The sequence below is a fragment of the Micromonospora inositola genome, from assembly GCF_900090285.1.
GTDB classification, from domain to species: domain Bacteria; phylum Actinomycetota; class Actinomycetes; order Mycobacteriales; family Micromonosporaceae; genus Micromonospora; species Micromonospora inositola.
The window spans coordinates 5,162,689-5,184,693 of record NZ_LT607754.1 but is presented as its reverse complement, the minus strand read 5'-3'; the positions used below and the strand labels follow the sequence as shown (position 1 = coordinate 5,184,693).

Genomic DNA, 22,005 nt, shown 5'->3' with positions numbered 1-22,005 from the left:
CCTGCCGACACCCTAGGAGCAGCCTCTATGGCTCAACAGATTCTGAACGCGGTGGTCGGGGGCTCCGTGCTGACGCTGTTCTCGCTGGGGCTGGCCCTGTCATGGGGCACCCTGGGAGTCCTCAACCTCGCGCACGGAGCGCTGTTCGTCTTCGCCGGCTACTTGGCCGCGACATTGTCGGACAGCACGGAACTCCCCTTCGTGGTGCTCCTGCTCATCGGGATCGTAGGCGCAGGCTGCGCAGCCCTGGTCCTCGAAGCCGTCGCATTCGGCCGAGTTCGCCAGCGATTCGGGCGACACCAAGCGGAGCTCGCGATGCTCGTGGCGAGCGTCGGTGGATCGATCGTGGTCAACAAGATTGTGTCTCAAGGGAGTGGCTACACCGTCTTCTCGGTATCGCCTGACACGTACCGGACCGCGGGTGTGGAGTTGGCCGGCCTCCACCTGCTCAACATCGAGATCTACATCATCGTCCTGACCCTGGTCGTCGTGTTCCTTGTCGACCGATGGGTCCGCAGGTCACGAGGTGGCCGTGCCGTGCGCTCAGTTGCGTACGACCCCGTGACATCGGGATTGTTGGGCGTCGACGTCCGGCGGCTGGCAGCGGGAACGATGTTCGTGAGCGGCGCCCTCGCGGGTCTCGCCGGGGTCCTGGTGACGGTCCGGAACTCGGGCCAGGACGTGCCGGTAGGTGAGACGTACCTGTTGACGGCGTTCGCAATCCTGATCTTGGGCGGTGTGGGAAACCTGCGTGGCACCGTGGTCGCGGCCTACGTCATTGCGCTAGCACAGACCATGGTGGTCGCGTACGGACCGTCGAACTACCGAGACATGATCGCGTTCGCGGTGATCTTGCTGGTGCTCCTCTTCCGCCCGCAAGGTCTGTTCGCCCAGCAACGCTTCGAAAGGTCGTGACCCGATGACCGAACCTCTGATGGTGTTCGACTCGTGGTTCGCGACCAACGAGACGACAGTGCAGAACGTTCTCATCGCTGCGTTGCTGGCGTTCAGCGTGCAGGTCGCTCTACGCGCAGGAATCTTCTCGCTCGCGGGGATCGGCTTCTACGCCATCGGGAGCTACAGCGCCGGGCTGCTCTCTCGCGACGGGCACAGCACGCCCGTGGCGGTGGCGGCGGCCATGGCCATAGCGGCTGTCGTGAGCCTTGTCCTTGCGTTCATGCTCGTGCGGTTGCGCAGTCTCTACCTCGCGATGGCAACTGTTTCGTTCGACCTCATCGTCGTGGTGGTTGCCACGAACTGGCACGTCACCGGCGCGGCGCTCGGGATCTATGGCATTCCCCTGGCGATCACGACCGCGCAGATGGGAGTGACCGTCGCCGTTGCGGCGGCGGGTCTGATGCTCCTCGAACGCGGAACGATCGGGCGTACCTATGACGCGATCCGGGAAGACGAGGAGCTCGCCCAGAGCTTTGCGGTCAACGTCCAGAGCTATCGACGGTTGGCGTTCGTCGTATCTGGCGTCCTGGGAGCCCTCGCTGGGTCCTTCCACGCACTCTCGTACGGCTCGGTCCTGCCTGGCGACGCCGGCTTCTCGAGCGTGGTGCTTGCGCTCACCATGGTGATCATCGGCGGTTCGGCGTCGTGGTTCGGTGCTCTCCTCGGCGCTGTCGTACTCACGTGGGTGCCCTTGGTGCTGACCTTCATCGGCGATTGGTGGGACGCGGTCTACGGCGGGCTGCTCGTCCTCGTCGCATGCTACTTGCCCAATGGCCTGCTCGGCGCCGTTCGACACCTTCGTAGACTCCGCCTGCCCGCTCGTCGACAGGTGGCCTCCGAACACACCACGCTGGAGCGCGCATGACGGCATTGCTGGAAGTCGAAGATGTCCACGTGCACTTCGGAGGAGTCCGAGCCCTCGACGGGGTTTCCATGCAGGTCGAAGAGGGTGAGCTCCTCGGAATCATCGGCCCCAACGGATCTGGGAAGAGCACACTCGTCGGAGTCATCACGCGGCTGACCGACCCCACGAGTGGCGAACTGCGCTTTCGCGGCCGTAGCTACGCATCAACGCCCGCGCATCGAGTGAACTCGCTCGGAATAGCCCGCACGTACCAGAGCGTGAGACTCCTACCCGACCTCACAGTCGTTGAGAACGTGCTCATCGGCGCTGCAGTCACGGCTGTGTCCCGGCCGGCAGTGGTCAACTGGCTGCGCCTGCGCAGCAGGGGGGAGCAGGGTCGCCTGCGTGCCGTTGCCGAGGAGGTGCTCGAGCGGGTTGGCATGACATCTTCCAGCAAGGCGTACCCGGGAGAGCTTCCCTACGGTCTTCAACGGCGCGTCGAGATCGCACGGGCCCTGGCCAGCAAGCCGGCGCTTCTGCTGCTCGACGAGCCGACCGCGGGAATGAACCAGGCCGAGCGCCGAGAGATCGGCGACCTCCTGCTCGAACTGAAGGCGGATGGCTTGACGCAGATCCTCATCGAGCACGACCTCGCCATGAAACACCGGATCTGCAGCAGCGCCATCGCACTCGACTTCGGACATCTGATTGCGAGTGGCACTCCGCGCGAGGTCGTCGAAGATCCGCGCGTGCGAGAGGCCTACCTAGGCAAGCAGGCCGCGCAGAACTATTCGCCAGTCTTGGAGGCCATAGATTCATGAGCGAACCCGACCTGGTCGTCGAAGACCTCACTGTGAGGTACGGACCCGTCGAGGCGGTCCGCGGCGTGAGCCTGCAGGTCGACCGAGCCGCGATCGTGGCGATCGTCGGGGCAAACGGAGCAGGCAAGAGTTCCGCGCTGACTGCACTCGCGGGGATATGTGCCGGGTCGGTATCCGCCAGCGTCCGCCTAGTGGGGGAGCAGCTGCGCATCAAGCGGCCACACCGGATCGTTGAACGCGGCATGGTCCTGGTGCCTGAAGGCCGCCGCATGATCTCGCCGCTCTCGGTCCAGGACAACTTGTTGCTCGGCGGCTACCGTCACCGGTCCGGTCGGCGACTTCGGGCGCTCCTTACAGACGTCTACGACCTGTTCCCCATCCTGTCCGAGCGTCGGGATGTGCCGAGCGGCCTGTTGAGCGGCGGCGAACAGCAGATGCTGGCGTTCGGACGCGCGATGATGGCCGACCCTCGCCTCATGTTGATGGACGAGCCGACGATGGGTCTGTCCCCTTCCATGACCGATCGGGTCATGGAAGCCATATCTGCCATCAACGAGCGGGGAGTCTCGGTGCTGCTGGTGGAGCAGAATGCCGCCGCAGCTCTGCCGATCGCCTCTTTCGCCTACGTCCTCGACCGCGGGGAAGTGGTGCACGCCGGACCGGCGCGCGAGGTCAGTTCAGATCCGATCCTCGCGCAGACCTTTCTCGGTCTGCGCCCGACGGCTCAGCCTTGATCCGTCGGGCGATCCTGACCTGAGTGCGTGTTTAAGGCGGTCCGATGTAGACGATGTGGCGACATAACATCAGCGTTGGAGACGGGCAGGGTGGCGCGGTGTCTGCCCGTCGTGGTTACACCCCTCGGACCTGACCGACGCCCTGTGGGCGCTGATCGAGTCGCTGCTCCCAGAGCCGAACGCCGACGGCCGGCGGGAGAAGCACCCGCGACGGGAGATCGTCAACGCCACCCTGTATGTCGTTCTGTCGGGCTGCCCGCGCGGCGGTACCTGCCGGCGGATCTGCCGCCGTGGCATACGGTGTACTGCGCCATTTTCATCGTGGCGGAGTGGGCTTGGGGCCTGGTCGGGCGGCGTGCCGGTGCTCCAGATAGGACGAGGCTCCCGGTAGGACAGCGGTCGACCAAGAACGACAGCCCTGTCCGGGAGTCTCGTTGCTCACCTATGTTGCCAGCATCCCTCTGTCCACCCGCAGCCTGACCCGCCTCAGTGAGCTGATCCGGGGCCGACGAGCCGTGCTGCGCGGTCGGTGGCGGCTGCCGGCCCACGAGCAGGCGTTGATGACGTTGGCGCACCTGCGCAACGGCGACACCCTCACCCGGTTGGCGGCAGGGTTCGCGGTGTCGGTCAGCACCGTCTGGAGGTATCTGCGCGAGGCGATCGACCTGCTCGCCGGGCACGCGTGGGACCTGGCCCGGGGCGGCGGCTCGGGCCGCCCGGCTGGCCTGCGTGAAGGGCGCCGACACCGTCGGTCGGGACAGCCGGGGCTACGACGCCGGGAAGAAGATCAACGACCGGAAGCGGTTCATTATCACCGACACGGCTGGCCTGCTGGTCACCGTGGCCGTCCTGGCCGCGAGTTGGCAGGACCGCAACGGCGCCAATGCCATTCTGCTCGGCGCCTACATGGCCACCCCTGATCCGGCACGTCTTCGCCGACCAGGGCTTCGCCGGCCGCCTGGTCGGTTGGGCCCGCGACATCCTGCGCACCACGGTCGAGATCGTCCGCAAGCCCGCAGGCCAGCAGGGGTTCAGCGTGATCTCCGGCCGGTGGGTGGTCGAGCGGACCCTGTCCTGGTTCACCCTCTGCCGCCGCCTCGCCCGTGACTACGAACGCCACCCCGAGGTCTCCGAAGCCATTATCCGCTGGGCCGCTATCGCCGGGATGGCCCGGCGAATCACCCGCGGCCAACCCGCCCGCCGACAGGCCCGCCGCACGTTCAACTACAGTTGATCAACGCATCTCAAACACGCTCTGAGGCGCCGCACGGCGCGAGACCGGCTTGCGGCGCCGACAAGCCAAACTCGCTGCGCCATCGTGCACGGTGGCGATCAGTCGGTGCTCTTTCTCGACTGGTCAGCTGCCCGGTGCGTCGGTCACACTTGCCGGGCGAAGCGCGCCGCCGTCGAAGAATGCGCCTTGGCTATAGACAAGAGGTGCTGCCTCACTGTGATCAGCGAACATCACCTTGCCGATGAAGATGGTGTGCGTCGAGGCGTGCAGAGTGTCCTGGAGTTCGACCTCCATCCGCGCACAAGCGCCGTTCAGCAGCGGGGACCCGTGTGGACCGCGGCGCCAACCAACGTGCGCGAACTTGTCGGGCCGCTTGGTGGCGAAGACGTTCGCCACCTCCATTTGGCCCGCGGACAGGATGCTGACCCCGAAGTGAGAGGCAGCGAGGAGGTGGGAGTAGGTCGAGGAGTTCTTCTGCACGCAGATCAGGATGAGCGGTGGTTCCAGTGACACGCTCGAAAAGGCGTTCACGGCCAGGCCCCGCGGCTCCCCGCTGGCGTCAGTGGTGACGACCGTGACGCCAGTCACCAGCTTGCGGTGCAGGGCGCGGAGCGTCTCGGGTTCGACGCCGATGCGGTCGGCGGTGCCGCGCGAGCGGGTGGAAGCGGTGACAGTACCGAGGGGCACGCCGAGAGAGACGTAGCCGCCGCGGCGGTCGTAGACCACCCATTCCGACTCGATCTGCTCACCCCGCAGCTTGGAGAACGTGGCACCCGAAACCGAGAACTGGCGACCCGTCGGGGGAAGCCCGAGGTAGGTGTCCATCAGAGTGCCGGTGCTGCGCCAGCTGATCGCGAGCTCGTCACCCAGCTCGACAGCCCGATCCACTGCCATGGTCAGGTCGGGGAAGGCTCGGCGCATGTCGAGGATCGACGCCTTGAGATCAGTGCGCGACATCTGCGAGCTGCGCCCCGACCTGACGAAGTCCTCGGTGAGCAGCTCGTCGAGCAGGTCGACCCGCCCCTCGCCCCACGCTCGCTGAACGAGCTGCACGATGCGCCGTGCGCGCGGCGAGAGGTCGTGCCCGGCCGGCAGGGCCGTCGCAATCATCGCTTCCGACTCCGCGCCGGTCATGAGGTCTGCTCGGAGACTTCGCGGTCCGAGGGCTGCGGCCCGATGTAGTGGACGGCACTGCTCGGTGCATGCCGCCACGTGTTGCCCTGATGGAGCTCCTCGACGACGTGAGCGATCATGCCCAGGCAGCGCGCCGAGAGCACGACGCCCCGGACCGCCTGCCACGGGAACGCGAGGTCCATCAGGACGCCGGCGATGGCCCCGGTGATGTTGGGGTGGCGTAGGGTCTCCCGACCCGAGGAGTCCGCGAGGGCCGCACCCATGGCGGCGAGAGCCTGACAGTGCTCGCGCGCAACCCCGTGTTCGCGGGCGATGGACAAGATCGCGACGGCGCGCGGGTCTCCGTCCGCGTGCTGAGGGTGCCCGAACCCGGGGACCGGCTCCTTCCGTCGCCGCCGATCCGCGACGAACGCGTCGCACCGTTCGCGCAGGTCCGCGTCGGAAGAACTCACGACGAGGTCGACCAGGATGCGGGCGACCTCCTCGCCAGACCCGCCGTGATGGTCGCCGATGCTGAGCAGGGCTCCCGACATGGCGGTCTGGACGGGTACGCCGCACGAGGCGAGGGTTCGCCCGATGATCGTCGAGGGTGAGATTCCGTGATCCGCCAGGCTCACGAGGATCGCCTCGAGCGTGAGGCGCTCCTTGTCACTCGGGAGTGACCCCCGAATCAGCAGGAACGCCATGTCTGCGTAGGTCACCGTACCGACGAGGTCACTCAGGCGGTGCCCACGGATGATGACGTCGTCTGAGAGCACCTCGGCGATGCCCGTCTCCCATGTGAGATCAGCCACTCGTCCTCCTCCGCTAGATAATATACTCTATACAGAGAGCACGTCTTCAACGCAAGGGCGGGTGATAGTCATGCGTAGCCCACGGAGTTTCTTCGAGCCTCTCGCAATCGGAGCACCGCAACCGTTGCGAGCGATCCCGCCCGTGCCCTCCCGCATGATCCATTTCTTCGACCCCGGCAACCCGAAAATGGTCACCAAGCTGCCGTCGCTCGCGACCAGCGTGGACGTCCTGCTGGGCAACCTGGAGGACGCCATTGAGTCCTCCAGGAAGGATCAGGCGCGGGCAGCGTTGGTGGACGTCGCCTGTACGACCGATCTGGGCACGACCAGCCTCTGGGCACGTGTGAACGCACTCAACTCCCCATGGTTCATCGAAGACATCACGCGACTCGTCTCGGAGGCAGGAGAGCAGATCGACGTGCTCATGGTTCCCAAGGTCGAGGGGCCCGAGGACATCGAGTTCGTCGACCGCCTAGTCGCGCTGCTCGAGGCGCGTGCAGGAATATCGCGTCCACTCCAACTGCATGCGATCCTCGAGACCTCGCGCGGGGTCGCCAACGTCGAGGCGATCTGCATGGCCAGTCCGCGCATGCAAGGGGTCTCGCTCGGGCCGGCCGATCTTGCTGCGGACCGCCAGATGAAGACGACCGCAGTCGGCGGCGGGCACCCCGGGTATCTCGTCAGGGAGGACCCGCCGGGTGGCGACGTCCACGCGGTTCGGACCACAGCCCAGCAGGATCTGTGGCACTACACACTCGCGCGAATGGTCGATGCCTGTCGCCTCGCCGGCATTCAGCCCTACTACGGGCCGTTCGGTGACATCCGGGACGTCGTCGCGTGCGAGGACCAGTTCCGCAACGCCTATGTGATGGGGTGTGTGGGCGCCTGGAGCCTGCACCCGGTCCAGATCGACATCGCCCGACGGGTCTTCACGCCCGATGAGGGCCAGGTCGCGTGGGCCCGACAGGTCCTGGCTGCGCTCGCCGACGGGTCAGGCGCGGTCATGATCGACGGCAAGATGCAGGACGACGCCACATTCAAGCAGTGCGCGAATGTCGTTGCTCTGGCCGACCTCATCTCCGAACGCGACCGATTGCTCGAGTCGCGCAGTGACGGCCGGTCCACGTGAGGCCGGAGAGCAAGTGGCAACTTTCCCCAACCCGCAAGTTTGGATCTGAACCAGGAGTCGGCCATGTCTCATGAGCAGCCCCTCGAGGTCTACAGCTACCTGAGCCCCACCGAGCATGGAGGTACCTACGACCACCTCCGGCGCAGCGTCGACGGTGTCGCTGGGCTTGACAGAGTCCTCATCGGCTACCACAGCTTCGGCCCGGACGGACTGCTGCTCGGCACGGCCAGCCTGGCCCACGACCCGGACCTCAACGTGCTGATCGCCCACAGGCCCGGCGTCGTGCAGCCGACGGTGGCGGCCCGTATGGTCGCGACCATGAGCAGCCTATCGGGTGGGCGTAACGACCTGCACATCGTGACTGGGGGTGCGCCCGGCGACCAGTACCGAGAGGGTGACTTCCTAGGCCACGACGACCGCTATCGACGCGCAGGTGAGTACGTCGACGTGCTTCGCGCCTGCTGGGACGCAGCCGAGCCGTTCTCGCACGACGGGGAGTTCTACAAGGTCGAGGACGTGCGTCCCAACGAGATGCAGTTGGCCAAGCCTACCCGTATCCACATGGGAGGCGCGAGCCCGGCGGCGCTTGAGTTCGGGGCTTCGAAGGCCGATGTGTACATGCTGTGGGGCGAGCCGCTCGATGAGGTGCGAGGCCGAATCGAGCAGATCGAGAAGACGGCCGATAAGTACGGCCGGCCGCGGCCGAGGATCAGCCTCAGCCTCCGGCTCTACATCGGAGCAACCGACGAAGAAGCGTGGGACGTTGCCTACCAGGACCCGGCGTACCAGAAGTGGCTGGCCAAGGGGGCCGAGGTCAGCGACCGCAAGCACAACGAGGACGCTGGCCGCAACCGTCAACTCGAAGTCGCCCGCCGCGGTGAGCGTCACGACGACTGCCTGTGGATGGGCATCGTGGCCGCCCTGAACGGACTCGGGAACGCCGCCGCACTCGTGGGCGCGGAGGACCGGGTCATGGAGACGCTGCGTCGCTACCGCGAACTGGGTGTCGACACGTTCCTGGTCTCCGGCGAGCTCGGGCACTGGCGACCCTCGCTCACCCCGACCGTGCACCGGATGAAGCGGGAGCTCTGAGTGCCGGCCGCCGACGCCGGTCCGGTCGGCAACGTGACCTTGATCCCGGGAGAGCTGCCTCGCATCCGACTGGACCGCCCCGCCAAGCGCAACGCAGTGAACGGGCCGATGGCTGAAAGGTTCACTGAGCTGGCGCAAAAGGTGGTCGACCAGGGTGCCGTGGCCGCGGTGCTGGAAGCGAGCGGCCCCGTCTTCACGGCGGGCGCCGACCTGGTCGACCTGGACGACGGAGCGCGGGCGGTCGAGCGGATGATCGACTGCCTTCTCACGCTCCCTGTCCATTGGGTGGCGGTAGTGCGCCAGCCGGTGCTCGGGGCCGGCATGGCGTTCCTGGCCGCTGTTCCGCTGGTCATCGCGACGCCCGCGGCGTCGTTCGCGCTACCCGAGTTGGCTCGTGGATTCTTCCCCGCTTCGATGATGACGGGGCAGGCCCAGTCGCTCGGTCTACGGGCGGCCTACGACCTCGCGTTCTCCGCACGCCCGGTCGGCGCCGAGCGCGCGCACGCACTGGGCCTGGTGAACGCCGTCATTGCCGACGAGCACGTCGAGTCCCACGTAGCGGGGAGGGTCGCGCTCCTGCACCAGTGCCCGCGCGCCGAGGTGCTGCTGGGGGTGACGTCGTGGCAGGCCGCTGTACGCCCTGCCCTACAGCGAGCGCATCACCCGCCGGCGACTCCTGCCCATTCGACATCCCCCACACCGGCCCGGCTCGAAGGCCCGTGACCCGACCCGGCACCAGGCGAAAAGAGGACCATGTCCAGCATCGCTCTCGCGCCCACGCTCGCCGGCAATCCCTCCCGCGTTCGTGATGTCGCGCTCGTCCTCGGCGGCGTCGTACTGGTGGCCGCGGCGGCCCAGGTGGTGCCACTCCCGTTCACGCCGGTCCCGATCACTGGCTAGACCTTCGGCGCGCTGCTGGTCGGAGGTGCATTCGGGGCTCGGCGAGGACTGCTCTCCGGGATGGCCTACGTTCTCGTCGGAGTCGCCGGAGCTCCGGTCTTCGCCGGAGGCGCGAGCGGCCCAGGTGCGGTGTGGTCGGCCTCGGGCGGCTACCGGATCGGGATGGTCGCTGCGGCCTGCGTGTTGGGGGTCGCCGCAGACCGCGGCTGGGACCGCCGACTCCTCTCCTCGGTCCTGGCGATGCTTGTCGGTAGCGCGACGATCTATCTGGTGGGTGCGTCGTGGCTGGCCGTCGAGCTCGGGCTCGATCCGCGCCGAGCCGACCTCGGGGTCGCGCCGTTCGTGGCTGGTGACGCGCTCAAGTTGTGTCTTGCCGGGTTCGCCCTCCCCGGGGCCTGGCGACTGGTCTCCCTGCTCAGCGCCGACGCAGGCTGATCCGTGGGGTCCGGACCTGCACCGCCTGCAGGAGGGTGCGTCAACGGGCGGTCGCTGGTGTGACCGGGCCGGACGTCGGGTCGGACGTCGGGTCCGACGCCCAGAACCCCCGAGCCTGCAGCAACTCCACGGCCCGCTCACCTCCGCGAACGAGGTGCTCCCGCATAGCGTCCTCGGCCGCGACGGGGTCGCGGTCGCGGATGGCTGACGCGATCCGGACATGGTCGTCGTGCGAGTCGGCGTCCCAGCCGTCGACCATCTCGAAGAAGTCGGCAGGGACCGCCTGCGACAGCAGTCGCAGCATGGAGCGCAGCCGCCGTGAGGAGGTCGCGGAGTTGATGACCCAGTGGAAGTCCCAGTTGAGCTTCTCCAGCACGGCCTGCGATTTGCCGGAGGACGGGTCCATGTTCCCGACCAGCGCCTGCAGCCGCGTCACCGACTCCTCGTCCAGTTGCTCTGCTGCCCGCCGCGCCACGAGGCCTTCGAGGAAGCCCATCATGCGGTAGTGGTCGCGGATGTCATCGGGCGTGATCTCGGAGACGAACCAGCCGCGCCGAGCCTCGTTGACGACGAGCCCCTCGGACTCGAGACCGATCAGCGACTCACGGATGGGGATCTTCGACACGCCCAAGTCGGCCGAGAGTTGGTCCTGGTCCACCCGCGAGCCCGGACTGATCTGCCCGGTGAAGACCATCTGACGTATGTGGCGCGAGATCTCGTCCTTGAGGTTCTCTGGACGCAGTCCGCCGGTACTCATTGTTGGTCTCCCAAGGCTCATCAACGACCCGTTGTCGCCCGGATCCGCTGCCTTCCAAGATACAAGATACGAGATACGAGAGCCGGCGGGCCTGCAGGAGATTAGGCGCGCGGGCCGCCGATTGCCCTTCGAGATAGAATATATTAGAGTGCAGGAGTGGTGGCGAGACTTGTGGTGGCGAGACTTAGGGAAGTACGTCCGATCGGCTCGGTGGTGGACGTCGGCGGGCCCCAGTTCCGCCAGAACCGAGCCGACATGCTCGAGCAGATCGCGGAGCTCGACTCCCTACTGGACGAGGGGGCGGCCGGTGGGGGTACTGCCGCGACGGAGCGGCTGCGGGGGCGAGGCAAGCTGCCCGTCCGCGAGCGCATCGCGATGGTGCTCGACGAGGACAGCCCCTTCCTCGAGATCAGCCCGCTGGCTGGGTACGGCTCTGACTACGCGCTGGGCGGCGGGATCGTCTGCGGCATCGGCATCGTCTCGGGCACCGACTGCGTGATCGTCGCCAACGATCCGACCGTGCTGGGGGGCGCGATCACGCCGTACGGCCGCAAGAAGTGGATGCGTGGAATCCAGATCGCGCGCGAGAACGGCATCCCCTACCTCTCGTTCGTCGAGTCCGCGGGCGCCGACCTGCGACGTGACGGCTCCGACCGCTCCGGCCAGACCTCGCACTTCGCCGAGACCGGACGGGCGTTCTACGAGATGATCCAGCTGTCCAAGCTCGCCATCCCCACCGTCTGTGTAGTGTTCGGTTCGGCGACTGCCGGCGGCGCCTATCAACCGGGACTCTCGGACTACGTGATCGTCGTCGAGCAACAGGCGCAGGTGTTCCTGGCTGGCCCGCCGCTCGTGAAGATGGCCACGGGCGAGATTACCGAGGCGGAGGCGCTCGGCGGGGCCCGTATGCACGCCGAAGTCTCAGGGCTCGCCGACTACTTCGCGGTCGACGAGCTCGACGCGATCCGGATGTGTCGCGAGGTCGTGGCCCACCTGCCCGAGCCGAGCCGGATGCGCCAGCCGGCCGCAGAGATCGAACCGCCGCGCTACCCGGCCGAGGAACTGCTCGGTCTCGTCTCACGTGATCTGGCCATGCCGCTCGACGTGCGACAGGTCATCGCCCGCATCGCCGACGGCTCGCGGTTCGAGGAGTTCAAGGCGACCTACGGGCGCACCATGATCTGCGGGTGGGCGACAATCCACGGCCAGAGAGTGGGGGTAATCGGCAACAACGGGGCCATCTTCCCCGATGCGTCGCAGAAGGCAGCCCACTTCATCCAACTCTGCAACCAGGTGCGGATCCCGCTGGTCTTCCTGCACAACGTGCCGGGATTCATGGTCGGCCGTGAGTTCGAGGAGGCCGGGATCGTGAAGAAGGGGTCGCAGTTGGTCAACGCCGTATCCAACTCGACGGTCCCCCACTTGACCGTCGTCCTCGCGGCCTCCTACGGCGCGGGGACCTACGGCATGTCGGGTCGCGCTTTCGGGAACCGGTTCACCTTCCTCTGGCCTACCGCCAAGCTTGCGGTGATGGGCCCTCGGCAGATCGCGGGGGTCATGTCCCAGGTGCGTCGCGCCCGTGCAGAGCGAATGGGTCAGCCCTTCGACGAGGACGAAGACGCACGCCTCGTCGCCCGGACCGAGCAGGCACACGAGGCCGAGTCGCGAGGCTTGGTCGCAACCGGGGCGGTCACCGACGACGGAATAATCGACCCCCGCGACACCCGCGACGTCCTCGGCTACTGCCTGCAGTTGACGTCCGCGCCGCTGTTCGGTGCCCAACCTGACCAGTCACCCAGCTACGGAGTGTTCCGCCTGTGAGCGCGACCATGCACGCCGTCCTCGTGGCCAACCGCGGAGAGATCGCCCGCCGCGTCCAGCGCTCCGTGCGTGAGATGGGGCTGCGCGCGCTCGCGGTGTACGTCGAGGAGGACCGCGACGCCTTGTTCGCCGTCGAGGCCGATGAAGCCGTCCTCGTCGACTCCTACCTCGACGCCGACGCCATCATCGCCGCTGCTCTCGAGCTCGGCGCGGATGCAGTTCACCCGGGCTACGGGTTCATGGCCGAGAATGCATCCTTCGCCGCGGCCGTGGAGCGCGCGGGCCTGATCTGGATCGGACCAGAGCCCGGAGCGATCGAGGGCATGGGTGACAAGCTCGCCGCCAAGCGAGTAGCGGAGGCGGCCGCCGTTCCTACGCTCCCGACCACGACCGACCTCACCGTCGCCGGCGCTCGAGCCATCGGCTTCCCGGTCATGGTGAAGGCCGCGGCCGGCGGCGGCGGCAAGGGGATGCGGGTGGTCACCGAGGAAGCACAGCTCGCGGACGCCGTCACACTGGCCGCCCGCGAGGCGGAGGCAAGCTTCGGCGACGGACGGCTCTTCCTGGAGCGGTACGTCGCCCGCGGTCGCCACGTCGAGGTCCAACTCCTAGGCGACGGACGCGGCGGGCTCGTGCACCTGGGCGAGCGCGAGTGCTCGCTCCAGCGCCGCCACCAGAAGATCATCGAGGAGACCCCCTCACCGGTGCTGACGCCGCACGACCGCGAGGAGATCTGTGCAGCTGCGCTGCGGCTGGGAGCCGAGCTAGACTACCGGTCCGCTGGCACCGTCGAGTTCCTCTACGACGAGGACGCCCGCGAGTTCTACTTCCTCGAGGTCAACACCCGGCTGCAGGTGGAGCACCCGGTCACGGAGGCCGTCACGGGCGTCGATCTGGTCCGCGAACAGCTGCGGGTGGCCGCAGGCGAGGACCTGGGATACGGCCAGGACGACATCACCCACACCGGCCACGCGATCGAGGCGCGCCTGTGCGCCGAGGACGTCGCCACCGGCTTCCTGCCGGCGACGGGGACCCTCGAGGCGTTCGCGGCGCCGGACGTCCCCGGCGTACGTTGGGACAGCGGCGTCGGCCCCGGCAGCCGGATCGGCACCAGCTTCGACTCCATGCTGGCCAAGGTCATCGCGTACGGGTCCTCCCGTGAGGAGGCGGCCCGACGCCTTGCGCGAGCATTGCGCGGCCTGCACACGGGCGGTGTTACCACCAACCGCGACCTGCTGGTCGTCCTGCTCGAGCACCCCGACTTCGTAGCAGGTCTGACCAACGCCGAGCTCGTCGAGGCTGCTGTCGCAGACCTCGAGAAGATGGTGGAACAGGGCGAGGAGGAGCGTGCCGCGGTCCTCGCGAGCCTGTGGCTCTACAAGCGCCGCGAGCGAACCGTGCTGGCCGGCGTCGCGCTCCGTCCGGCGTGGCGCAACGGCCGGCTGCCAGCGCAGGTCGTCCGGTTGGCGGTCGGCGAGAGAGTGCACGAAATCGCGTACACCCGGCGGCGTGACCACGGGTTCGACCTCGGCCCGCTCGGCACCGCGCGGATCGTCGACTGGTCGCCCGACTCGGTTGCCGTGGAACTCGGCCGGCGTCGCCTCCGGGCACAGGTGACCGCCACGGGTGACCGCGTGCACGTGCAGACCCAGCGCGGGACCGTGACCTTCGTCGTCCGACCGCGCTTCCCCGACGCCGCCCAAGCGAGCGACCCGGGCGACGTTCGCGCCCCGATGGCCGGGATCGTGAGCGAGGTGCGCTGCACGCCCGGCCATGGAGCATCCGAAGGCGACACTCTCGTGGTGATCGAGGCGATGAAGATGGAGCTGCAGGTGCGCGCGCACCTGGACGGGCAAATCGACGAGCTGTGCGTCGGGGTCGGACAGCGCGTGGACGTCGGCGACGTGTTGCTGCGACTCCGGGGCGAGGGGTGACGCCGACCGTGACCGACACGAGAAGGACGGGCGAGCAGCGACGGGTGATCCGCATCGCCAACTGCTCCGGCTACTTCGGCGACCGACCGACGGCCGCGCTCGAGATGGTCGAGGGCGGCCACATCGACGTGCTGACAGGTGACTGGCTCGCCGAGCTGACGATGTACATCCTGTCCAAGACGCGCGCCAAGAACCCGTCCGCCGGCTACGCGCGAACCTTCGTCCGGCAGGTCGAGCAGGTGATGGCGGCGTGCCTCGACCGGGGCATCAAGATCGTCGCCAACGCCGGCGGGCTGGACCCAGCTGGCTGCGCCTCTGCGGTCCGGGACGTCGCTGACCTGCTGGGGCTCAGCCCCCGCATCGCCTACGTCGAAGGTGACGACGTATCGAGCCGCATCGCCGCCCTGAGCGCCGCCGGGGCGCTGACCGAGCTCGTCACGGGTGCCCCAGCCGCCGAGCTGAACGACTGCGTCGTCGCGAACGCGTACCTCGGAGGCTGGGGAATCACCAGCGCACTGAAGGAGGGCGCCGACATCGTCGTCACCGGCCGCGTCGTCGACGCAGCCCTCGTCACCGGGCCGGCTGCCTGGTTCCACGAGTGGGAGCCCGACGACTGGGACGCGCTGGCGGGCGCTACCGCCGCCGGTCATGTCATCGAATGCGGCACCCAGGCCACTGGGGGCAACTACTCCTTCTTCGACGAGGACCTGCTCGCTGGGCCCGTCGGCTTTCCGTGGGCGGAGGTGGCCGCGGACGGGACGAGCGTCATCGGCAAGCATGACGGGACCTGGGGACAGGTGAACGTCGAGACGGTGACCTCACAGCTGCTCTACGAAGTCGGCTCACCCCGCTACCTCAGCCCGGACGTCGTCACGCGGCTCGACTCCTTGGTCCTGCGCCAGCTCGACGATGGCCGCGTCGAGATCTCAGGAGCACGAGGCGAGCCCGCTCCGACCACTCTCAAGGTCGGGGTCGTGCAGGACGGCGGCTACCGCCAGGACGTCACGATCGCCCTCACTGGCCTTGACATCGAGGCCAAGGCCAGAGTCGTCGAGCGCGCGTTCTGGAACGCATGCGTCCACGACCGGGGCGACTTCGACAGCGTCGAGGTGAAGCTGCACCGGACCGACAAGGTCGACCCGTCCTCCAACGAAGAAGCGGTGGCCACGTGGCAGATGACCATCCGTCACCGCGACGACGCCAAGCTGGGGCGTTCCATCTTCGACGCGCGGGCCCAGCTGGGACTCGCCACGATTCCCGGCTTCTTCAGTCTCGGCGGGGAGCGTTCGGTCACGCGCGTGGGCGTCTTCCGTCCGCTGCTCCTCGAGGCGACCCACGTCGCGACGACCGTGACGGAAGTGGGCGGCGCGACCTGGTCCGTTCCCGACCTGGTGACCCGGCACCGCGTGCCCGTCGAGCAGGACCACGCGAACGGGATGGACACCGTCCCGTCGCCAGTGAGCGGCGAGTGCGAGACCGCACCACTCGGCCGGCTCGTCGGGGCTCGCTCTGGCGACAAGGGCGGCGACGCCAACCTGGGCGTATACGCGCGCAGCGATGTGGCCTACGAATGGCTCGTGCACTTCCTGACCGTCGACCGGCTGCGCGAGTTGCTTCCCGAGGCGAAGGAGCTGGCGATCGAGCGGTACCGGATGCCCAACCTACGGGCCCTCAACTTCGTCCTCCGCGGGCTCCTTGGTGAGGGCGTGGCCGCCTCGAGCCGCCAGGACCCGCAGGCCAAGAGTCTCGCTGAGTGGCTGCGCAGCCGCCTCGTCGATGTGCCGGCGCACTTGCTGGCCGACGCGCACACCCGACCCGCCGTCACAACCTCCGACCACTCCTAGGAGCTCCACCTTGTCGCTGATCACGACGGATCGCGCCGGCAACATCGCTCGGGTCACCCTCGCCGATCCCGAGCGGCGTAACGCCCTCAGCGTCGAGATGATGACCGAGTTGGTCGCCGCGGTTGATGAGCTCGAGACGGACCCCGGGATCCGGGCGGTCGTGCTCACGAACCAGGGGACCACCTTCTGTGCGGGCGGGGATGTCGCCAGCCGGGCGCGTGAGGGCCAGGCGATCGGCAACCGCGCGCCGTCCGCCGTGGCGCTCTTCCAGCGATTCGCCGCCTCTTCCAAGCCCTACATCGGACGGCTCAACGGGCACTGCATGGGTGGCGGGATGGGGCTCGCTGCGGCCATGGACATCTCGATCACGGTCGAGGAGGCGCGGTTCGGCTTCCCCGAGGTGCGGCTGGGGGTCGCTCCAGCCATCGTCTCGGTCCTGTGCCTACCGAAGATGCGGCTATCAGACGCCCGCGACGCCTTCATCCGAGGACGCAAGTTCAGCGCTGCGGAGGCGGTCTCCATGGGGTTGGTCAACCGGGTCGTACCGGCCGACCTGCTCGACTCCGCGATCGACGAGGTGATCGCCGACATCCTGGCTGCCTCTCCAGCGGCCATCGCCGCGACCAAGCGGGTGCTGGCCGAGGTCCCGAAGATGTCAGCGCCTGACGCCGTGGCGTGGACTGCCGAACTGTCGGCCGAGCTGTTCCGCGGCGACGAGGCCCAGGCCGGGATCGCGGCCTTCCGTGGGCGGAAGCCGGCGCCATGGCACGAGTCCTGGCCGGCAACGGCGGACGCTGGTTCGCGATGAGCTCCTCCGACTCGCGCGTGCTCCACGTGCGGCAGGGACAGGTGGCCGTCCTCACCATCAACCGGCCGGAAGCAGCCAATGCGGTCGACGACGCGATGGCCGAGGCGATCGGCACCGCTCTCGAGGACGCGAACCTCGACCCGGGCGTCGGCGCGGTGGTGATCACTGGCGCGGGCTCCAGGTCGTTCTCGGCCGGCACGGACCTGCGCGCGTTGCCGACGACCGAGGCGGGATCGAGCGCGACGGGCAACCGAGGGCCCTGGGACTTCGCCGGTCTGGTGCGGCACCCGATCGACAAGCCCGTGGTTGCAGCAGTCAACGGAGCCGCTGTCGGGGGAGGAGCCGAGATCGTGTTGGCGTGCGACCTCGCCGTCGCGGGCGACGCGGCGTACCTGCAGTTCCCGGAGGCGCGAATCGGCCTGTACGCCGGGGCCGGCGGCGCCTTCCGGCTGCCGACGGAGATCGGCAGCAAGCGCGCGATGGCTGCACTCCTGCTGGGCGAGCCGATCACGGCGACCGAGGCGGCCGAGTGGGGTCTGGTCAACGCCGTCGTGCCTCACGGCACGGCACTTGAGGAGGCGGTCGGAGTCGCCGAGCGGCTCGCCCAGCTGCCCCGCGCCAGCGTGCGCGCGACCCTGCGGATCGCCCGCGCTGCGCGCCTCGCGCAAGAGGACTTCGGGTGGGCGGCCAGCGTCGCCGAACTCCACCATGTCGAGGTCGGCAGAGCGCGAGGGAGTTCACCGTCCGAGGAGCGGTCCCGGCAGGCGGATCGGTCGTGACGGTGCTGGAGACAGGCGCGTCCTCACCGTCGCCGATGCTGGCCGGGAAGATCGCGGTCGTGACCGGCGGCACACGCGGCATCGGAGCCGCCATCGTCGAGGTCTACGCCGAGGCGGGCGCAACGGTGGTCTATACCGGCCGTCAGGTGCCCCGACCGGAGCCGACCGGCCACCCCACGCCCCAGCCCATCGCCCACCCGTGTGACCTCGCGGACGAGGGCAGCATCTCCGCCCTGTTCGACTTCGTGCACGAGCGGTTCGGCGGCGCCGACGTGCTGGTGAACAACGCCGCCATCCATGACAACGCCGCCGCGCACAAGATGAGCAGCGAGCAGTTCCGGCGGGTGGTGGACACGGACCTCGTCGGTACGTTCCTGTGCTCGAAGTTGGCGGCTCTGCAGATGCGGGAGCACGGGCGCGGCGGTGCCATCGTCAACATCACCTCGATCGCTTCGGTCACCGCCAACGCCGGACAGGTCAACTACGTGGCCGCGAAGGCAGGGGTCGAGGCCATGACCAAGGTGATGGCGCGCGAGAACGCCCGGCGCGGGATCCGCGTCAACGCGATTCGACCCGGACTCATCCACACCGACATGACCGCCGACATGCCCGAGCAGCTGTGGGCACAGAAGGTGGCGACCACCCCAATGGGGCGCCCCGGCGACGCGCACGAGGTCGCGCGCGCCGCCTTGTTCCTCGCCAGCCCGCACGCGAGCTACGTCACCGGTGTCGTCCTTGACGTCAGCGGCGGTCGCGGCATGTAGCCCGCCGAATGTGGCGGGGCTGTGGACGCACCGCCCGATTGACAATATGATATATCTGCCCGACTGAGCACCTCAGTCGACATCCGCCCGTGGAAGTACGAGGAGAGAGATGTCGCTCGATGCGTTCGCGATGAACCTGATTCAGCGTGTCAACGTCGCAGACATCCTGCGTCGGAGCGCCAGGCAGCACCGGCACAAGCCGGCGCTCGTCTCGGGCCAGGAGTCTGTGACGTACGCGCAGCTCGACGCCGACGTCGACCGGGTGGCCCGGGCGCTCCAGGCTCGGGGAGTGGGCCGGGGTGACCATGTCGCGCTGATGTTCCGCAACTCGGTCGACTTCTTCCGCGTCTACTTCGCCAACGCGCGGATCGGTGCGGTCTCGGTCCCGTTGAACCCGAGCCTGACGCTGGCCGAGTACACCCACATCCTCACCAAGACCCGCCCCCGCCTGCTGCTGGCCCACGGCGGACTCGCGGAGGTCGCCGGGCGGATCACCGGCGCGCACCCGGGCCTGCCGGTGGTCCTGGTTCCGGGAGGCGGCGGCGAGGACGCTGAGGCGCTCCAGGCCGAGTCGTGGGCGGGCTTCCTCGACGCGGGCGCTGCCGACGACGGCGTTGCTGGCTCGGTCGACGCCTTCGTGGAGGACCGCGACCCAGTCCAGGTCATCTTCACCTCCGGCACGACCTCGGCCGCCAAGGGTGCCGTGGCCAGCCACCTCGCGGCTGTCTTCGCAGCCACGTCGGTGGTGGCCCACCAGCGGCTGACCGAGCACGACGTGTGCCTGGCTATTTTTCCGAACCATCACGTCGCGGGGCTCAACAACTCGGTCGTCCCCTACCTCATGGTGGGGGCGACGACCGTGCTGCGTGACGGGTGGAACGCCGCAGCGGTGGCCGAGGCGATCGAGCGGCATTCGGTCACGATGATGATCAGCACTGGACCGATGCTGCTCGAGCTGGTCGACCGGCACGGTGGCCAGTTCGACTGGTCGACGCTGCGGCTGGTGATCCTGGGCATGGCCTCGGTCCCGGCAGACCGCGCCGCCGTGGTCCGGAAGCTGTGCCCGGACGTTGAGCTCCTGCTGGCCTCGGGACAGACCGAGTTCACCGGGTACGAGGAGGCGATGCGTCGCGAGGACCAGGCCACCAAGGCCGACTCGTGGGGAAACCCGACGCTCTTCACCGACGTCGGCATAATGGACGACTCGGGTCGACTGCTCCCGCCGCGTGAGGTGGGCGAGATCGTCTACCGGGGTCCCCAGTCGATGAACGCCTACCTCGACGAGCCCGAGCAGACGGCCGCCTCGTTCGAGCACGGATGGTTCCACAGTGGTGACCTCGGCTACCTCGACGAGGAGAACACCGTCTACTTCGTCGACCGCAAGAAGGACATGATCAAGACGGGCGGGGAGAACGTCGCCTCAGTCGAGGTGGCCCAGGCGATCCTCAAGCTGGACGCGGTCGCCGAGTGCACCGTGGTCGGGCTCCCGCACGAGAGGTGGACCGAAGCTGTCACGGCTTTCGTGAAGCTGCGTGAGGGTCCGACCCTCGAGGAGGGCGACGTCATCGCCCACTGCCGCAGCGAGCTGGCTCCGTTCAAGGTGCCCAAGCGGGTGCTGTTCGTCGAGGAGTTCCCCCGGACCGCGACGCACAAGATCCGCAACGTCGAGCTCCGGAAGGCCTACGCCGACTTGTACCTCGCTGCCAACGGTCAGCAGTCGACATGAGGGCCCCGGCCCCGCTCGCCATGCAGATGCGTCAGCAAGCATTCGTCACCCGGCTCGGGACGTTCGGTTCCACACTCGACTTTTGGGCCTCGGCGTACGGCGCCGGTCCGTTCTACGTAGGTGACGTCGAGCCCCAGAACGTCCGCTTCAGAGGGGTGGCCACGACCGCCCGGCTGCGCATCGCCCTGACCTTTCTCGGACCGGTCCAGATCGAGGTCATCGCGCCGCTCGACGACGCACCGCACGTCTGGAACGAGCCGCTCGACGGCGTGGCCGAGCTCCCCGCGGCCGGCCTCTTCCACCACGTACTCATGGAGACCGACGACTACGACGTGGCCCGCGCCCAGCTTCTGGCAGCAGGGCTCACCGACGGTCTCACCGCGGACTTCTCCGGGCGCCGGCTGTCCTACTTGGACGGGAGAGACTGGACTGGCCACTACGTCGAGCTGATTGAAAAGACCGGGTGGAACGACACGCTCCTGGACCTGATGAGGCAGGCGTGCGCCGAGTTCGACGGCCAGTTTCCACGCCGTGACTATCTCGAACTGGTGGGAGAGGCGCGAGCCCGGTGCGCTGGGGCCGCGGGCCGGTGAGGACCGAACGGGTCACTCGGACCCGGAGGTCGGGACCGGTCCGAACTGGCCGGGACGGCGTCCGGCACCAGAATCGCCGGCGAAGCACTGCGCAACGCCAGCCCACCTCCGTGCCTCCTCACCAGACACCTGCAGGCCCGTGTCGTCGAGGTGGCGACGGCGGGTGATCAGGAGGCAGAAGTCGAGGGCCGTGCCGCGGATCGTCTGGTCCGAATCAGGCTCACCCCAGGTCCAGAGTTCGCCGTCGGGAGCAGTCAGCTCGAGGCGAAGCGGCCGGGTCAGGGGAGGCAGCCCGTGCAGCTGGACCGCGTAGTGACGGGTCTGGTAGCCCAGGTGCGCCACATGCCGCAGCCGCGAGGACGCCGACGGCGGCACACCCAGGCCGTCGCGGATGTCCTGACCGTGTGCCCAGTACTCCATCAGCCGGGCCGAGGCCAGCGATGCGACGCTCATGGAGGGCCCGAACCAGGGCGCTCGAGCCCTGAGGTCGGCGGCCCTCAGCGCCGCCTGGAGTCCGGCCGCGTTCTCCCGCCAGGACGAGAGAAGCTCGCCAGGGGTGCTGCTGGTCGCGGCTGCGACGTTGATCTGCCTGTACTCCGCCGGCGAGCGGTCGCGGATCGCCTTTTGCCGGGCGAAGCCGTCGTGGTCGGCGATCGCCATCCTCGCGATCTCATCGAAGTAGGACAGATGAGCGACCTGGTGGCGCACCAGCCAGCTGGGGGCGGGAGTCGGGCAGTCCCAGAGGTCGGCGGAGAGGTCGGCCAGCACCTGCTCGAGCAGCAGCTGCTCGTTGGTGAGGTCATGCACCAGCTTCGCCAGCCCCGCTTGATGTGTGTCCGACGGCATACCCATCTCCTCGTCTCGATGCTAGCCTCAAAATATATTCTATTTGAGCGGAGGGCCGG

Annotated in this window: 22 protein-coding genes and 2 pseudogenes; 20 read left to right on the top strand and 4 right to left on the bottom strand. The window is 68.1% G+C overall.

Features of this window, described 5'->3' with window-relative positions:
* Positions 1-27 precede the first annotated feature (27 nt).
* The 7 genes and pseudogenes from GA0070613_RS24685 (at position 28) to GA0070613_RS24655 (ending at position 4,590) form a co-directional block, all read left to right on the top strand.
* Positions 28-915, top strand: coding sequence for a branched-chain amino acid ABC transporter permease (locus GA0070613_RS24685; RefSeq protein WP_089014465.1), 888 nt, complete (start codon positions 28-30; stop codon positions 913-915).
* 4 nt (positions 916-919) lie between these two features.
* On the top strand, positions 920-1,822 hold the full coding sequence (locus tag GA0070613_RS24680; protein ID WP_089014464.1) for a branched-chain amino acid ABC transporter permease: 903 nt from the start codon (positions 920-922) through the stop codon (positions 1,820-1,822).
* The gene (locus tag GA0070613_RS24675) at positions 1,819-2,622 is read left to right on the top strand and encodes an ABC transporter ATP-binding protein (RefSeq protein ID WP_089014463.1); all 804 of its coding nucleotides are present in this window, start codon (positions 1,819-1,821) and stop codon (positions 2,620-2,622) included. The genes GA0070613_RS24680 and GA0070613_RS24675 overlap by 4 nt, the downstream gene beginning before the upstream one ends.
* Positions 2,619-3,356 carry an ABC transporter ATP-binding protein gene (locus GA0070613_RS24670; protein WP_089014462.1) on the top strand — a complete coding sequence of 246 codons (738 nt, stop codon included), beginning with the start codon at positions 2,619-2,621 and terminating at the stop codon, positions 3,354-3,356. Before GA0070613_RS24675 ends, GA0070613_RS24670 begins: the two co-directional genes overlap by 4 nt.
* Before the next feature lie 118 nt (positions 3,357-3,474).
* Positions 3,475-3,662 (top strand): annotated as a pseudogene (locus GA0070613_RS24665) (transposase); the annotation flags it as partial.
* Between the two features lie 128 nt (positions 3,663-3,790).
* A pseudogene (locus tag GA0070613_RS24660) lies at positions 3,791-4,048 on the top strand (helix-turn-helix domain-containing protein); the annotation flags it as partial.
* Positions 4,049-4,239: 191 nt separating this feature from the next.
* Complete coding sequence (locus GA0070613_RS24655; RefSeq protein ID WP_089014461.1) at positions 4,240-4,590, top strand: transposase; 351 nt, start codon at positions 4,240-4,242, stop codon at positions 4,588-4,590.
* A gap of 123 nt (positions 4,591-4,713) precedes the next feature.
* Here GA0070613_RS24655 and GA0070613_RS24650 read toward each other — a convergent pair whose 3' ends face one another.
* Positions 4,714-5,724, bottom strand: a complete 1,011-nt coding sequence (locus tag GA0070613_RS24650; RefSeq protein WP_089014460.1) for a flavin reductase — start codon at positions 5,722-5,724, stop codon at positions 4,714-4,716.
* A complete protein-coding gene (locus GA0070613_RS24645; RefSeq protein ID WP_089014459.1) occupies positions 5,721-6,518 on the bottom strand; it encodes a citryl-CoA lyase in 798 nt (265 codons plus the stop codon). The genes GA0070613_RS24650 and GA0070613_RS24645 overlap by 4 nt, the downstream gene beginning before the upstream one ends.
* A 154-nt stretch (positions 6,519-6,672) precedes the next feature.
* On the opposite strand from GA0070613_RS24645, the gene GA0070613_RS24640 reads away from it, so the two are divergent.
* The 5 genes from GA0070613_RS24640 (at position 6,673) to GA0070613_RS33705 (ending at position 10,074) form a co-directional block, all read left to right on the top strand.
* Positions 6,673-7,647 carry an HpcH/HpaI aldolase/citrate lyase family protein gene (locus GA0070613_RS24640; RefSeq protein WP_231929441.1) on the top strand — a complete coding sequence of 325 codons (975 nt, stop codon included), beginning with the start codon at positions 6,673-6,675 and terminating at the stop codon, positions 7,645-7,647.
* A gap of 63 nt (positions 7,648-7,710) precedes the next feature.
* The gene (locus GA0070613_RS24635) at positions 7,711-8,739 is read left to right on the top strand and encodes an LLM class flavin-dependent oxidoreductase (RefSeq protein WP_089014458.1); all 1,029 of its coding nucleotides are present in this window, start codon (positions 7,711-7,713) and stop codon (positions 8,737-8,739) included.
* Positions 8,740-9,462: an enoyl-CoA hydratase/isomerase family protein gene (locus GA0070613_RS24630; protein ID WP_089014457.1), complete on the top strand. Its 723-nt coding sequence runs from the start codon at positions 8,740-8,742 to the stop codon at positions 9,460-9,462.
* Between the two features lie 30 nt (positions 9,463-9,492).
* A complete protein-coding gene (locus tag GA0070613_RS33710) occupies positions 9,493-9,639 on the top strand; it encodes a hypothetical protein (protein ID WP_231929440.1) in 147 nt (48 codons plus the stop codon).
* Positions 9,640-9,651: 12 nt separating this feature from the next.
* The gene (locus tag GA0070613_RS33705; protein WP_331716740.1) at positions 9,652-10,074 is read left to right on the top strand and encodes a biotin transporter BioY; all 423 of its coding nucleotides are present in this window, start codon (positions 9,652-9,654) and stop codon (positions 10,072-10,074) included.
* 40 nt (positions 10,075-10,114) lie between these two features.
* On the opposite strand, the gene GA0070613_RS24620 is transcribed toward GA0070613_RS33705, so the two are convergent.
* Entirely contained in the window at positions 10,115-10,831 is a 717-nt protein-coding gene (locus GA0070613_RS24620) for a GntR family transcriptional regulator (protein ID WP_172875889.1), read from the bottom strand.
* A 255-nt stretch (positions 10,832-11,086) separates the two neighbouring features.
* On the opposite strand from GA0070613_RS24620, the gene GA0070613_RS24615 reads away from it, so the two are divergent.
* From GA0070613_RS24615 to GA0070613_RS24580, 8 genes are all read left to right on the top strand, one after another.
* Positions 11,087-12,652: an acyl-CoA carboxylase subunit beta gene (locus GA0070613_RS24615; protein ID WP_089016170.1), complete on the top strand. Its 1,566-nt coding sequence runs from the start codon at positions 11,087-11,089 to the stop codon at positions 12,650-12,652.
* Positions 12,649-14,586: an acetyl/propionyl/methylcrotonyl-CoA carboxylase subunit alpha gene (locus GA0070613_RS24610; RefSeq protein WP_331716700.1), complete on the top strand. Its 1,938-nt coding sequence runs from the start codon at positions 12,649-12,651 to the stop codon at positions 14,584-14,586. The genes GA0070613_RS24615 and GA0070613_RS24610 overlap by 4 nt, the downstream gene beginning before the upstream one ends.
* 44 nt (positions 14,587-14,630) lie before the next feature.
* Entirely contained in the window at positions 14,631-16,430 is a 1,800-nt protein-coding gene (locus GA0070613_RS24605) for an acyclic terpene utilization AtuA family protein (RefSeq protein WP_089014455.1), read from the top strand.
* Between the two features lie 10 nt (positions 16,431-16,440).
* Positions 16,441-17,238, top strand: coding sequence for an enoyl-CoA hydratase/isomerase family protein (locus GA0070613_RS24600; protein WP_157746501.1), 798 nt, complete (start codon positions 16,441-16,443; stop codon positions 17,236-17,238).
* On the top strand, positions 17,235-18,017 hold the full coding sequence (locus tag GA0070613_RS24595) for an enoyl-CoA hydratase/isomerase family protein (protein ID WP_172875888.1): 783 nt from the start codon (positions 17,235-17,237) through the stop codon (positions 18,015-18,017). The genes GA0070613_RS24600 and GA0070613_RS24595 overlap by 4 nt, the downstream gene beginning before the upstream one ends.
* Positions 18,014-18,781: an SDR family NAD(P)-dependent oxidoreductase gene (locus GA0070613_RS24590; protein WP_089014452.1), complete on the top strand. Its 768-nt coding sequence runs from the start codon at positions 18,014-18,016 to the stop codon at positions 18,779-18,781. Before GA0070613_RS24595 ends, GA0070613_RS24590 begins: the two co-directional genes overlap by 4 nt.
* A 109-nt stretch (positions 18,782-18,890) precedes the next feature.
* A complete protein-coding gene (locus tag GA0070613_RS24585; RefSeq protein WP_089014451.1) occupies positions 18,891-20,507 on the top strand; it encodes an AMP-binding protein in 1,617 nt (538 codons plus the stop codon).
* Entirely contained in the window at positions 20,504-21,100 is a 597-nt protein-coding gene (locus GA0070613_RS24580; RefSeq protein WP_089014450.1) for a VOC family protein, read from the top strand. The genes GA0070613_RS24585 and GA0070613_RS24580 overlap by 4 nt, the downstream gene beginning before the upstream one ends.
* A gap of 12 nt (positions 21,101-21,112) precedes the next feature.
* Here GA0070613_RS24580 and GA0070613_RS24575 read toward each other — a convergent pair whose 3' ends face one another.
* Positions 21,113-21,952, bottom strand: a complete 840-nt coding sequence (locus GA0070613_RS24575; protein ID WP_089014449.1) for a TIGR03084 family metal-binding protein — start codon at positions 21,950-21,952, stop codon at positions 21,113-21,115.
* Positions 21,953-22,005 lie beyond the last annotated feature (53 nt).